This is a genomic window from Priestia sp. SB1, assembly GCF_038898415.1.
The window spans coordinates 167,345-181,739 of the sequence record NZ_JBBJSS010000010.1 but is presented as its reverse complement, the minus strand read 5'-3'; the positions used below and the strand labels follow the sequence as shown (position 1 = coordinate 181,739).

The 14,395-nt window shown below is 34.5% G+C and carries 15 protein-coding genes; 3 read left to right on the top strand and 12 right to left on the bottom strand.

Annotated features, from left to right (window positions below; genetic code table 11):
• Positions 1–4 precede the first annotated feature (4 nt).
• From WKH56_RS30390 to WKH56_RS30375, 4 genes are all read right to left on the bottom strand, one after another.
• Positions 5–2,044, bottom strand: coding sequence for an alpha-glucosidase (locus WKH56_RS30390; protein WP_168761123.1), 2,040 nt, complete (start codon positions 2,042–2,044; stop codon positions 5–7).
• A gap of 56 nt (positions 2,045–2,100) precedes the next feature.
• Entirely contained in the window at positions 2,101–2,754 is a 654-nt protein-coding gene (locus WKH56_RS30385) for a DUF4867 family protein (protein ID WP_275210923.1), read from the bottom strand.
• A gap of 105 nt (positions 2,755–2,859) precedes the next feature.
• Entirely contained in the window at positions 2,860–3,540 is a 681-nt protein-coding gene (locus WKH56_RS30380; RefSeq protein ID WP_168761124.1) for a transaldolase family protein, read from the bottom strand.
• Between the two features lie 163 nt (positions 3,541–3,703).
• A complete protein-coding gene (locus WKH56_RS30375; RefSeq protein ID WP_014458885.1) occupies positions 3,704–5,101 on the bottom strand; it encodes an MFS transporter in 1,398 nt (465 codons plus the stop codon).
• 587 nt (positions 5,102–5,688) lie between these two features.
• Between WKH56_RS30375 and WKH56_RS30370 the strand changes: the two genes are divergently transcribed.
• Together WKH56_RS30370 and WKH56_RS30365 are read left to right on the top strand one after the other, a co-directional pair.
• A complete protein-coding gene (locus WKH56_RS30370; RefSeq protein ID WP_342837280.1) occupies positions 5,689–6,060 on the top strand; it encodes a hypothetical protein in 372 nt (123 codons plus the stop codon).
• Positions 6,061–6,238: 178 nt separating this feature from the next.
• Positions 6,239–6,613 carry a DUF5412 family protein gene (locus WKH56_RS30365; protein WP_047750155.1) on the top strand — a complete coding sequence of 125 codons (375 nt, stop codon included), beginning with the start codon at positions 6,239–6,241 and terminating at the stop codon, positions 6,611–6,613.
• Here WKH56_RS30365 and WKH56_RS30360 read toward each other — a convergent pair.
• Positions 6,610–7,425: an alpha/beta fold hydrolase gene (locus WKH56_RS30360; protein WP_342837279.1), complete on the bottom strand. Its 816-nt coding sequence runs from the start codon at positions 7,423–7,425 to the stop codon at positions 6,610–6,612. The two genes, WKH56_RS30365 and WKH56_RS30360, sit on opposite strands and share 4 nt — an antisense overlap.
• A gap of 279 nt (positions 7,426–7,704) precedes the next feature.
• Here WKH56_RS30360 and WKH56_RS30355 point away from each other — a divergent pair, with 279 nt between their 5' ends.
• Entirely contained in the window at positions 7,705–8,301 is a 597-nt protein-coding gene (locus WKH56_RS30355; RefSeq protein WP_047750153.1) for a hypothetical protein, read from the top strand.
• Between the two features lie 255 nt (positions 8,302–8,556).
• Here the strand turns inward: WKH56_RS30355 and WKH56_RS30350 are convergent, their stop codons facing one another.
• From WKH56_RS30350 to WKH56_RS30320, 7 genes are all read right to left on the bottom strand, one after another.
• A complete protein-coding gene (locus tag WKH56_RS30350; protein WP_048019354.1) occupies positions 8,557–9,045 on the bottom strand; it encodes a DinB family protein in 489 nt (162 codons plus the stop codon).
• Positions 9,046–9,240: 195 nt separating this feature from the next.
• Entirely contained in the window at positions 9,241–9,648 is a 408-nt protein-coding gene (locus tag WKH56_RS30345) for a 3-isopropylmalate dehydrogenase (protein ID WP_342837276.1), read from the bottom strand.
• Between the two features lie 11 nt (positions 9,649–9,659).
• Positions 9,660–10,823, bottom strand: coding sequence for a DUF418 domain-containing protein (locus tag WKH56_RS30340; RefSeq protein WP_342837274.1), 1,164 nt, complete (start codon positions 10,821–10,823; stop codon positions 9,660–9,662).
• 392 nt (positions 10,824–11,215) lie between these two features.
• Entirely contained in the window at positions 11,216–11,425 is a 210-nt protein-coding gene (locus WKH56_RS30335; RefSeq protein WP_342837272.1) for a hypothetical protein, read from the bottom strand.
• A 169-nt stretch (positions 11,426–11,594) separates the two neighbouring features.
• Positions 11,595–12,092, bottom strand: a complete 498-nt coding sequence (locus WKH56_RS30330; protein ID WP_217027083.1) for a hypothetical protein — start codon at positions 12,090–12,092, stop codon at positions 11,595–11,597.
• Positions 12,093–12,852: 760 nt separating this feature from the next.
• Positions 12,853–13,818 (bottom strand): hypothetical protein, encoded by a 966-nt coding sequence (locus WKH56_RS30325; protein ID WP_342837268.1) that lies wholly within the window; start codon positions 13,816–13,818, stop codon positions 12,853–12,855.
• A gap of 153 nt (positions 13,819–13,971) precedes the next feature.
• On the bottom strand, positions 13,972–14,241 hold the full coding sequence (locus tag WKH56_RS30320) for a hypothetical protein (RefSeq protein ID WP_328141671.1): 270 nt from the start codon (positions 14,239–14,241) through the stop codon (positions 13,972–13,974).
• Between the last annotated feature and the right edge of the window lie 154 nt (positions 14,242–14,395).

Genomic DNA, 14,395 nt, shown 5'->3' with positions numbered 1-14,395 from the left:
TAAATTAGATATGAAGTAGTTTAGAAAACAACTCACTCCATATAGATTTTTTACGGTAAAATACAGGTGGATAACCTAATGGCGCTTGAACAGTAACCGATCCTCCTGTATACTCTTCACCGCTCCATACATGGACCCACTGATCTTGTGGTAAATATACTTCCCACTCTGTTTGGTTTTCTTGATGAACCGGCGCAACAAGTACATCTTCACCAAATAAATATTGGTATTGAATATCATATGTTTTTTCGTCTTCTTCATAGTGCATAAACAAAGGTCGCTGAACAGGAATTCCACGTCGCGCATTTTCTTCTACAAGTGATCTAATATAAGGTGCCATCGTTACATAAACATTAGACATTCTTGCTAAATGCTCTAGTGCTTCTTCATCACCGTCAAACTGAAAACAATCATCAGGACGGTTTCCTTCATGTGTTCTCATCATAGGCGTGAAGGCTCCCATTTCTGCCCATCTCATCAGAAGCTCTTTTGAACGTTTATTACCATGTAGACTTGTGTACCCTCCAATATCACTATGGTGTAAGCCACAGCCACTCATTCCTGATGATAAAGCTGCAGGAATAACAGAAGCCAAACCATCATCTAGCGACCAATCTACACTTTGATCTCCGCCCCAAAGAAGCGTACAGTATTTTTGTATGCCCGTATATCCGGCACGCATAAAGTATACAATTTCACCAAGTTTCCCTGCTTCTGATACCGCTTCATAGTTCGCTTTCGCCCACATTGTCGGCCAAGCATTATGCATAATCTTAGCGTCGACTCCATTTTTGAGCACAACGTCAGTTGGTAAGTATTCGCCAAAGTCGGCCATCCATCCGTCTAATCCAAAATCAATCATGTTCTCTTTAATAACTTGTTTATACCATTCGGTAGCCTCTTCGTTAGTAAAATCAACAACTCCGCAATAAAATTCACCGAAATCCACTAAATACGTATTTCCTTCCGTATTTAATGCTAAGTACCCTTTATCTTCAGCTTCCTTATATAAATCACCTTCAATGGCTACATATGGATTAATGTAACCTAGAAAACGAATATCATTTTCTTTCCACTCTGCAATCTTTTTATCTAGCTCCGGGTATTCATTCTCGTTCCATTTCCAATTCCACATTAAACGTTTGCCGAAAGAAGTAATACGTTTGCCCTGCCAATCTTGGCACCATACTCCAGATACTTTCATACCTTTTGCTAAAACTTTTTCTAATTTTTGTTCAACAACATCTGTACCACCTTGAATACCTAAAACCACGCCGTTATATACCCAGTCTGGTAGCTCGGGCTGTCTTCCGAATAAACCGGTAATTTTTTCAACTAATTCAAGGTACGTATCCGCCGTTTCAAACAGCATATATTTAGGTACTTCCCAAACCTGCAGTTCATGGAATGCCTCATTGCGAAAATCAAAGTCCGAGTATGCCGTTGTTTCTACATGACAATAGTACTTTTTACTAGATACATATGTAGGTTGAGGAAAGTTGGTATTATAGTAATCTCCTCCAGCCTTATCAATTACATCAGCTTGCCATGTTACATATGTTTGTTTATTTCTTCCTACCCCCGGCTCAGATGTCCATAAAGGAAAGTTTTTTCCTCTCATATTAAAATGAGAAAGTTGTTCTCCACATCCATAGACTCTTTCCTGTTCATCTGCAGCTACTCGTAACCAAAAGCGGTTAATGTTCGCATCATGTTTTTGGTATTCTACTTTTAGACGATCCTCTTCTTCCTTAACTATAAGAGACAGCATAGTATCTCCATTTTTAAAGCTGGAGAAATCAATTTTATATGCCCCTTCTACTTCTTCAACATTCGCGTAGCGAAGAGCTGTACGTTCGGTCACATAATCTTTAATATCAAAGTTCCCTCTATACATTTCAATCGTTTCTTCTCCATAGCCAACAAACAGCATTGGCTTTTGTATTGTATGCTGAAGAAGAACTACACCGTTAAGAGCAACCTCAAATCCATCTTGTAAGATCTCCACATTTACCCCTTTAGTTACGTTTAAGGTACCTGACATTTTTATCTCTCCCATCAATTAATAGAGCTTAGTCTTTTGTCTAACATTCATGCGCTCTATTGATAAACTTTAATATTTTCTCCTTTTATACCGGGATGTGCGCCTTTATTAATTAATTGCTCTCTTTCAGGATGAGCAATTAACCATTTATTTTTCATAAACAATAACTCATCTTCTTTTGTTCTTTTTTGAATATTAGTTGATAACGGATCATTTGTTCCTTTAGGTAAAATGACGACTGTTTTAAACCCTTCGTTATTGACCTTACAAGGAGCAAAATGTAATGTCGTACCATACAATTCAACTGCTGTTCCTTCAGGTACAAAGAAAGCGATTACATCACTTGAATTAAAAAAGTTATTTTCAACTCCCTGTACCTTACCTAATAAAAGAACCATATCCGTTATAGCGATATTAATTTCACTGCTTTTATGATACTCAAGACCATTTAAGGTTGAATTAGGACCATTACAATATCCAATTTGAATAGGCATCTCACCATAAAAAGCTTCTTGAAGCTGATCTTTAATAATGGTGTTTTCCATCTCAGTAACGGATGCTACATATACATTCTGATCTTGAGGAATAGTTAAACTATCCATATATGTTTCTAGTTCACTGAAATTGTATTCATTAATTACCTTTCCATAAGGCTTAAATTTGCTGTCCTCTATATGATAAAAAGGTACATGTTTATTTAAGTCTTTCATGTATTGAAAGCTGCTCAACGTTTTCTTCTCTCCTTTTGCTATATAAAAAGCCCCTCCAAGAAGATAATAAGATTCTAAGAGGCGCCTTTTATAAAATACATATGTTTATTTTAAGACAGGAGCTTCTGTGACTGTATTATCCCAAGCGTTGCGGAATTTGTTTAAACCATAGTCTGTGAACGCATGCTGGAAGCTTTCTTTATATACATCAAATCCGCAAGTCACAATATGCGCACCAGCTTTTGCCGCATCTACAATTTGTTTACCATTACGTAAAGCAGCAACAATGATTTCTGTGTTGTAATCGTAGTTTTTATAGATATTCACAATATCCTGAATGTATTGAGTTGTATCATCCCCGCTATTTTCTTTCCAGCCGACAAATGGAGATACAAATTTAGCTCCAATTCTTGCAGGCTGAAGTGCTTGTGATGGCGAGAAGACAAGAGTGACGTTAGTAGAAATACCTTGTTTTTCAAATTCCTTTGCTGCAATTAAGCCAGGCTCTGTGCATGGAATTTTAATAACAAAGTTTGAAGATAACTTAGCAATCTTTGTCCCTTCTTCTACCATAGCTTTAGCATTATCCAAATGAGGATTAATTTCCACTGAAATCGGGAAATTTTCGACTCCTTTAAACTCACTTGCAAATTCATCTAAAACCGTTAAAAATGGTTTACCGCTGTTCATAATGTGGCGAGGGTTTGTTGTAACTCCATCAATTGCCCAGTTTTCATACGCGTAACGAATTTCCTCTAAAATTGCACTATCTAAAAAATACTTCATCTTTATACCTCCAGTTAAGTGACTATTACCCCTAAAAGATAATGACCTTTATATAATTTGTAATAACCTTTGTATTTATAATATGAAAACGCCACCAATATTTCAAGTACTTTTTGCTAGATTATTAAATTAATTTTGTATTTCGTTCATTTTACCTATCATCTTACATTGGTATTCTATTTTTACTTTTAGCAAGATCCGCTACGATTTTATTGTATTTTTCATCTGAAAGTTTATAAAAGAAAAACATGACAATAATCGTTGCAATGGCTAATGCACTTGGATAAATAAACATTAACCCTCTGATTCCCTCCAGTACATTTGCACTTTGCACCGCGTTTGGAACGTAACCCACAATTCCTAACACAACCCCAGGAATAAAGCCTGCAAGCGCTTGAGAAAGTTTACGGAAGAACGTAAAGAAAGAATACACGACACCTTCAGATCGATTGCCCGTCTTCCATTCGCCATACTCTACAGCATCAGAAACTAATGCCCAGTTCAAACTGTTTACAAATGAGCTTCCGAAGAAAGCAAAGCAAGCTAATGTAATAAAAATCACTGCGTTATCTGCAAAAACATAAGCTAAAATATCTCCTACAGCCCAAATCGCGCACCCTAATATGTACGTAGATTTCTTTCCAATTTTTTTAACCATGAAAGGAACCATTGCTACGCCGATAAATACACAGCCGATACTAAAAAAGCCCATATAAGGAACGATTGCTACATTTTTTAAAACGTACTGACAAAAATAGACTTGTACAGCAAGCTTGACGTTAAAAGCTGAAAAGGTAAACAAATTAACTAAACAAAGAATGAGTAAAGGCGTATTCTTAAAAAGCCCTTTATAGCTATCAGTCAGCTTTACATTTGTATTTTGGGGTTTTTCATACACATATCTTTCTTTTACATTGGCATAACAATAGACTTGTAATAAAACGCCCAAAAATGCAAAAATAGATACAGCCACTAAATAACCAGTAGATTGATTGTTAAACATTAAGACAATCGGCATAAACCCTACAGTTGTAATAAGAAGACCTAAATTTGAGCCTGCTTGTCTAAATGATGCCATTTCTGCTCGTTCAACAGGATCTTTTGTCATCGCAGGTACCATTGATCCATAAGGAATATTTGAAATGCTATAAATCGTTCCAAATGCCATATACGTTACATATGCCCATATAATCTTTCCGGTTATTGAAAAATCAGGATTAGTAAAGCTGACTATCGTTATCAAAGCAAGCGGTATTGCAGCATAGAGAAAGAATGGTCTAAATTTGCCTTTAGGGCCTATCTTCTTACGGTTATCAATCCAAGTACCTACTGTAATATCAGCGAACGCATCCCATATTTTCGTAATTAAAAATACTAAACCTGCTGTTGCAGAAGGCAAGCCTAACGCGTCGGTATAAAACTTCAGCAAATAAATTTGACCCAAGTCTAACATAAAGTTATTTCCTACATCTCCCAATCCATAAGCAACCTTCTCTTTAAGTCTTAGTTTCTTAGGCGTATTAATTGAATGTTCTACATTTTGAACCAATGGCTGTTCCATAAGTTCTCCCCCTTTGATTAACACATTTTGAGACTTCACATTAAACATGCATCACACAGAAGATTACAATTTTGATAGACTTCAAAATTGTAATCTCCTCTAGGCCGATACTAAAATCACCTCCCTCTCCATAACATCACAATGTTTCCAAAAAAGTTACTACCTTTTTATTTATAATATGAAAACGCATACAAATTATCAAGTGTTTTTTTTATTTTATTTACAAAAGGCTGAATAATAATAACAATAAATCTATAGATGTCCCTGGAGGAATAAGGATTCTTTTTGGGTTGTGTGTCGGAAAGAATGGTTATGTGCACTAGTTTTATACATGATATAAAGAACTTTCCAAAGAATAATTATGATAAAATGGGGTTAAAAGGAATTTAAAAATTAAAAGAGGTTAAATCAATTTGGGAAGAAATTTTGTTATAACGTTATTCATTTGTGTATTAAGTATTCTACTGAAAATTATAATGCTTGTTCTAAATTTGAATGGCATTTACGTGCAAGGCACCAACTTTTCTGAGGACACTATTGACCTTATTATAAATACCGTAATCCTATTATCCGTTACCAAGATTATTATGTATAAACTAAAAGATAAAACGTTAAAAACCCTTACTGTTATATGTTCGACCTTTCTCATAGTAAGTAATTTTTGTTGGTGGCTGCTTATAGATAGTGATACTGCATACACTACTTTTTATTCTCCTAGCAGGAATGAAGCTTTTGTGGTTAAAGAAACGCGTCATAGTGAGGTCTATCAACTGTTGAATTTTAAATTATTATCAAAAAAACTTGTGGATATTCGTGGTGATGATGGTTACAGAATGTTTTACGAGGATAACTACAAATTAGAATGGATGGATCAGAACCAATCAAAAACCCACTATCTATTCGACCCAATAAGCCCTAATGATTATAAGAATGTAACTGTTACATACAAGGAATATTAAATATCTAGATATACTAGCAGCCTTTAGATTTACCAATCTAAAGGCTGCTTTGATTGTTGAAACAGGTATAATGTAAACTGATTTTGTATATGATATTCATGATTTTTCAACTCAATTCTGATATATAATCAGATAGGAACAAAATTATAATTGAGTCCATCTGAATAGAGGTTAGAAATTGAAAAAACGATATATAGTGTGTTTGACTGCATTAAGCTCTCTTCTAGTTATAGGATTTGTTTGGTGGTTTCTTTTTGCGCCTAGTTATCTACGATTTGCTCCAAAGGGAGAATATATTTCTCAAAGTACATCTCCTAACGGTGATTACATAGTAAAGATTTATCGTTCAAGTGGTGGAGCGACTACACCTTTTGCTATTAGAGGAGAAGTGACTTATACAAATAAAGTTTTTAATAAAAAGAAAAACATCTATTGGAATTACCCTCAGGAAACAGCCAAAGTTAAATGGGTAAATAACAAAACAGTTAACATTAGTGGTCATATATTGAACGTTACAAAAGATACGTTTGACGCTAATGATGTAGATAATTAAATTCTACTCTTAAACAACAAAAAGTTGTCCAGTTCAAGTTTGTTTAACCAGTTATGAACTAATTCGTTAAATGCATCAGTTTGTTCAATTTGTAGGTTGTGACCAGCCATATCAAGCACTGCAAAAGTGGCCCTTGGGTAATCTTCGATTAGTTGCCACGCATCCTGGTATCCCACTACATTATCCTGACGTCCTGTTATAATGAGTGTGGGATGCTCAAGTTTAAATGAAATATCAAAGGTAAAGCCATATCCATTTTGATGAATGTTGTTTAAAAATTCATGATTTGTTTGTTTGGAAGGAAGTAAAATTTCTTTTTGAAACCTCTCCCATTCAGTTTGACCTTGTACTACCCCCATGGAACAAAATTCATCAGCCTCCTCTGGAGACAAACGTGATATCAAGTCGTTGTCTTTCCTTAGAACAGTCTGTTGGGGCACCACCCTTTCATCATATTCAGGTATAATCAATGGTGCCATTAGTAGTAATCCACGAACTTTGTCCTGACGTGAACGAACTATACCTCTGGCAATGTACCCTCCATATGAATTGCCACAAACAATAAACTGTTGGTCAGGGATAATTTCGTCTAGAAGACATAATATCGCTTCTAACATATTATCAGAGTTCTGAATAGACAATTGAGGCTCGGAATTCCCCATCCCTGGTAAGTCTATGTATATTCTCTTCCAATTGCTTCGTTTCTCGAATAACGGTTCCATTGCATTTAACATCACTTGATGGTCAAGTGTCCAACCATGCAACATAACGATAGGATATCCTTCTCCAATTACTTTATGGTAAATCGACAAATTTTTTTCCCCTTTCTGTGTATGCTAAATGTATCTAGATGAACATTTAATCTTTCCATACATATATTGTAATCTTAACAAAATTTCTTTTGAAAATGTGTTTATTTTGATTATCGTATACTTATTAGTTTATTGGTTTGTCTATGAATCTGTATTAATATTTAAAAAAAGAAAAAGCACATTATGGTAGCTAACTTTATATGAAATATACATATATTCTTGTGAAGCTTTTGATATATACTTTAATTAAAAATGTATATAGAACCCCCTGGAGGTCTTATGTTAAAGAATTTATTTAAGAGAAAAATCACTGAAAAAGAATTTTGGTCTTGGTTTGAGAAAAATAGCGAAGATTATTTCCAATTAGACGAAAATAACTATGATCTTTTATTTAACAAATTAGGCTTACAATTATCCAAGTATCATAAAGAGTTAACTTTTGAATTCAGTGTAGAAATGAAACAAGGAAAAAGAGAATTTATTATCAGTGCAGAAGGAATGGTTTCAGCGTTTCCTGCTGTCATAAAGCTGGTAGAGGAAGCTCCCAGCCTCGAGAAATTTAACATTGTAGCATTTAGACAAAGACAAGATAGTGAACAAGAAATTTATTTTGAAGATATTGTTTTAAATACAGAAGATATTTTCTTTACGTATAGAGAAGATAAACAAATGGATTGTTTAGATATTGTTATTTACATTAAAGGATATGGCGAAGAAAATGATCAATTTATTGCTGCAGCATTTATTATGCTTGATAGTTTAATTGGTGAATATGATGTAGGTGTAAAACTTGGTGAAATAAATTTTGAGGCATATCAAGAAGAGAAAGAGGCAGAGCCTATTCTAAACTTAGTTTCTCTAGTTGATAAATTGTGAGTAAAAAGAGCGTAAGTTTTTTGATAAACTTAACGCTCTTTTATTTCCGGTAATACATTGTATGGAAACTCAGAAAGACAAATTAGTGGGGCATATTACACGAATCTTTAGTTTAGTTAGATAGGAGGGTACTCTTAAGAATGTCTTCCTACCTTAACTAGTGAAAATTATTTTATATACTATAAGAAGCCAGAGTTTTAAAGCTTCTATTCTCTTAATTACAAGCCATGAGTTCTATCAATAAAGTTCATTAACTTAAATTTTTGGCAATGTATGACTAAGTTCTTTACCAATAAGATTGGCTGAAACTGGTTTCTCTCCTATCTCCCTAGCCCATATCGATAATTGTCCAATATGGTGTATTTCATGAGCCACCACATGACGCATAATTTCTCCCCAAGTGTCAGTTGCTATACTTCCGTCTGGTTGTGGATCATAAAGAATATTCTTTTCTTTTTCTGCATTCCAAGTCCTAACAAATTCTCTTACCTCAAACTGAAAGTTGATATCTAGCTGGCGAACTTTTTCTAAGCTTTGATATTCCTCAAAATTCTCCTGAAAATCATCTTTTCCCTGAAGAACGCGAACCCAACTCCACTCTACATCAACAATGTGAAAGAGCGTATGTAATATTCCTCCTACTCCTCCTGTTCGCTTCCGAAGTAATTCCTCTAGTGGAATATTCTCACACCATTGATACCACTCTTCTCTAACCAACCAGTTATAATGAAACATAGTTTGCAAACTAATTCCTCCTTTTACTGTATTTTCTGCTTTTTTAATAGGGGTATTAATTAGTTCGACAAATATTTTTAGAAACCTATTTCATTGGAATAAGAGAAAATAACAAATAGAGTCGTATAGGCTTTTTTTTATTCCTCCAACCGTGATTATAGTAACTACAAACTTACAAAGTATAAATCTTACTAAGCAAATTTTTTATTTATCGTTATATTGTTTTATAACTGTAACTATAACTGCCAGTAACAGAACAATTGCGCTATTTATAAGTAAATAGTATCCAACTTGTAAACCATAAAATATGGCAAAAGCGTCTCTAATGATCAACAGTGCTAATATACCGCCTAATGCCCCAAATAAAGCGGCCAGTATCAATATTGTAAAAGCAGCAGCGTATAGACTTTTCTTTTTTTTGTAGGAGATAAATCCAACGATATTTGAAATAATAAGAAAGAAGCCGATAAGTATTAAGAAAAAGGTAGCCATTTTCTTTAATTCTCCTCTACGGACTATTAATTGGTTAAAATCCCCAATACCTAATATCACTTTAACATAACATTCTATGTGAAAGTTTTGCTTCTTATAACAGGTTTGATATTCATCCAAAAGAAGATGACTTACATTTTAAGATCTTTCTTTATATTTTTCCTTATAGTTAAATTGGCTAAGCGTTTACGCGCTGATTCCATAGGACCCATGTTAAAATAACGAAGCCACAAAGTAGCAAATAGCATTTGAAACAAACAGATTAGTATCCAAACAAAAATGACGAAGAATGAACGTGGGTGTCCACCCCACCCAAGGCCCCATCCATAAAATAAAATGGAGCTTAAAACATTCTGTAATACATAGCAACTTAAAGACATCTTCCCTACTTTCTCAAAAACGCTCCACAACGAAAAGGCCTGAAATTTTTCAATTAGAAAACTAATGGCTCCCATGTATCCAATTGATAAAATAGGGGCAAATACGTACCTTACTGGAAAATCAAAGTATCCCCCAGGAACAAATAATAATAGGTTTAGAGGTAGCCCAACTAAAAGTCCTGCCTTCATCATCCTCTTTCTGATATTAATACCCTTGGAGTTATTGTCAAAAGCCCCTATTCTCACTAGTAAAACACCAATTAAAAACATACATATATTAAATGGAATGACGAAAATGGCTTCTGTGCGCAGCTCCCAAAAATGAAGAAGTCGATACTGAATTTGATTCATCCATGATCCATGTTGATAAAGGTTTAGCACTTCTTTTGGGACAGCGACTAGCTCATCTCCTATGGAGTTAGTTAGCGCACCTAAGAACACGAGCAATATAAAGAAAAGATGAATTGCCGCTGCACTAATCATTGTTATTCTTATCATCGTCTTCCGCATTTTTACGATAAACGATACGACAATAGCAGTTACGGCATAAGACATTAAAATATCGTACTCTAAAACAAAAATAAAGTGCAAAAGCCCTTCCATTAATAAAATCAAAGACAGCCATATGTATCTTCCTGGCCACGTCTGATTTAATCGTTTTGATTGCTGATATTTCAGTTCTAAACCCACACCAAACATAATAGCTAAGAGGCCAAGTAATTTTCCGTTAATTAAGGATAGAAAAAGGACTCTCAAAAAAGCGTCTCCTGATAACCACCATTGATTATGGTTAAAAGTAAATATATAATTTATATCTCCCAGATAGGCAAACAGCCAAATGTTTGTTCCCAATGTTCCCAGGATCGCTAGCCCTCTTAATATATCTAAAGAGCGAATTCGTTTTTTATTCTCCACTTCTCATGCCCCCATTCGTTACTTTTATTCTAATAACGTTCCGAATACATTTTTAAAAAGGATTGTTTATTTTGGCTACTCTCCTTCTTGATATGTCATAGTTCAACTATATTAGATTACGTCACGTCACCTTCAACCCTTATTTTTAAATGAATGAATGAATTATTTTTAGTGCAATAAAGAGAGCGTAGATACGTTTTGAGAAGTGCGAAGGCTGCCTGCTTTAATCCAAAAGACATACTGGCGTACGCAGAGTACTAATTACAAAAAAAGAAACCCTAGTATTTTTAAGGTTTCTTTCTGATATTCCACTCTAAGCGACAATTGAAGATAAATTAAAATGCTTTTACTGCAATATAACGTTTTGTAAGTCATATTCTAAAAGCTGGCATCTAGCTTTTAGAAAGTTCGTTTATCTCCCTTTCAATAAGAGCTACTGAAAGTTCGAGTGCTTGTATCCTTCTTTTAGCTAAGGTTATTTGAGATTTATATCTATCAGCATTTTCTTTAGCTTCAAACGTTTTTACTGTCTGTCTGAGTTTATGTAAAGTTGAATCAATTTGCCGTTTGGCTTCAACTAAATCAGGTACATCAAATTTCATTTACGTCTCTCCTTTTTATCATTCTTATCCGAAGCCTTTTCATATGAAAAGGTTGCGGTTTTGTGGGCCTCATATCGCTATACATACACTTCATAAAGATCCGTTCCTTTTTTGCTTTGCTCTACCTCTTATTAAATCATCACGCATAAGAGTGAACAAATGGTCGAGTTCACCCCTCCCACTTATCTCCATCCGTAATCCATTCATCATTTTGCAAATCATAGCACGTATCATAATCGTGAAAACTAAAATAGGCAGGTAACGTACTACTCTTTCCGTCTGCCTTATTCCAACACTCTACAAACCATTCTACAATTGCTTTTGTTTCAGCTTCCGATATTTTTAGGTCGGAAGTTTCATAGAACGACCAAAATTCATCTTCTTTGTCATCAGGTATATTATACGTTTCAATCTCTTCAAGCAAGTCGTAACTACCTGAAAAAATACTGCTGTCATTTCCTTCATAAAAGACTTCGTTTGCATGTTTGTCCATAGAGTACATCATAAGGCTGATTTCAGATGACTGAACGAAAGCTGTATAGTCTAACAAGTCGATTTCTTTGTAATAATTGAGTTTGCATGTTTCTTTTATGCGCTCAACTAAGGTATCAGAATGTTGTTGCAGCCCTTGTTTTAATGAGTTAATGTGACTTTCTATTGTAAACAAACTTCTCCACTCCCTGCGTTTTTTTATGTAAGTAGTTAGATGTCTTTCTTTAAAAAGATGGTTTATCATTAGAGCTACTGTTATCTATATTTTTTATGTTGTACACGAGTAAAAATCCAAAAGCACTTATAATACCAAATACTGTGAACACAAACTTACTACTTGAGACTTCTACTAACACTATACCTGATAAGATAGTTTTTTTATCTATAAAAATTGAAAAGATTCCTTTGAAAGAAGCAGGTTCGTCTGAAATTTTTAGAGTTAGCGTTAATTTTTATTTAGACCCCCAGCGGTTTTAAAATAGCCTCTGCGTAAGGGTTACGCTAAATAACCCATTCAAAATCTCTCAACACAATAAAATTTGTCATACAAATTTTGATTTTCACCTTCACAACAAAAATAGTTTGTGATATACTTCACATGTAAGGATGTTCATAACGAACTAACAAACTCTTGAATGTAAAGTAGAAAAAGCTATTTCACTCCGACGCCAATACGATTGAAATAGCTTTTTTTATGCTCTTATTTCCGGCACTTCACCTCTCCCCTTTATGCTCATATACTGGGTTTAATTTAATTCCCTACAAGAAGTAGTAAATTCTTAATTAGTGAGATAAACATAATACTATTGGATTTCCAATACACAGCAATTATAATCATCTATTAGCTTTCTTTAAAAAACACTAAATCAGAAAAGAAACATTATTACAAATAAAAAAGCGTACCTTATACAAAGTACGCTTTTTTGTGCCTATTTTCACTTAATAATTTCAGATTTGTAAAGTTTCCAGTTCATCTGCGCTTGTTTATCACCACGAGAACCAACTTCACCTGTTACCTTAATTTTGTCACCTTTTTTAACAGAAGCAAGCTGCTTTTTGTCCGTTAATTCAGCGATGAACACATATGGTAATAGGTCTTTGTTTACGCTGCTTAAAGTAGCCCAATCTGCACCGTTATATGGTTGTGTACCAGCATAAACAATGACAGAATCTGATAGTGTATCAATTAAAGTTCCTTCCCACGTAACTTCTTTATCTACTACATAAGAATCATACGTGCTGCTTCTCTCGTCATTAGACAGGTTATACAATCCGTCAGCATACGTTAAGAAATCACCTTTAGATTCTAAGTTATTAACGTATGTTTCTTGAGCTGGTGAAGAGTATTTTGTTTCTAAATCAGTCGAAGCCTTTCTATCTTCCAATACCTTAACAAAGTTATCTGCGTTATCTGCACCTTTTTTAATTAGGATGAAGATATTTTTAACTGCATACGAATTTAAGTCTGGCTCATGATATTTTTTAGCTTGTGCTTCTGTCTCGAATTCTTCGATGTCTACTTCGTCAGTACGCAATGCTTTTACAAGACCAGGAGACCCTGTGAATTTTTCAGTAACATCTGTAGCTTCAGTATTAACAAGACCAGAGTCTTTTAGAATAGTATAAGCTTCCTCAGCTGTGAAACCACCATTAGCAGGTTTTTCTTCCTTAGTAGTTGCAGTTTCTTTGTTTGTAGCATCAGTAGATGTTGCTTTACTTGCTTGCTTCTCGTCATTAGTAGCTGCTTTGTCTTTTGACTCAGTTTTATTTTCGTCTTTTGCAGAATCTTTACTAGAGTCATCACTGCTGCTACAACTGCTAACAATAACAATAAGAGATACTACAATTACAAGTAGTGCAATGAGTTTTTTCCCTAGGTCTTTCTTTTTTTCTTTTGCCATCTTTCTATTCTCCCTCGATGTATATTGCTACATATAAATTTGTTTCTACGTATCTATAAATCTAACAAATTCAAACATGATAGCTAGTCCCTACATAATTATACACTAAAAAAGAAGATACTGGTAAATGGTAAAGAAACTCTAGTACCGCTCTTATAGAACGTACAAGATGAACCCAATGACATAAACTAAAAGAGCAAGCGTCCATTTTACTACCGAAGAGCATTTGAATTTGTCTAATCTGCTTGATAGATAAATAGCAACTATGCCGATAACAATGTAGGCCGCTGGTGACCTCCATGATTCAGGAGTCAAGGTAAAGAGGATCCAACATGTACCTAATACGAATGCAGTACTAAGCTGAGATGAAGTCTCTTTCGGTTTATGTCTTTCACTTCTTGTAGGCAGTTGGTTACTCTCCATTTATTTCTCTCTCCCTTTACATAAACTTTCTTTGAACCAACGAACTAAACATCTTCCTCTTATTCTATTAATGTGTCATTCACTTGTACTACTTTTGAACCTTCTGGGAAGGTTAAGCATACCTTTTCTATGGATGAATATCCGTCCTCGTTGG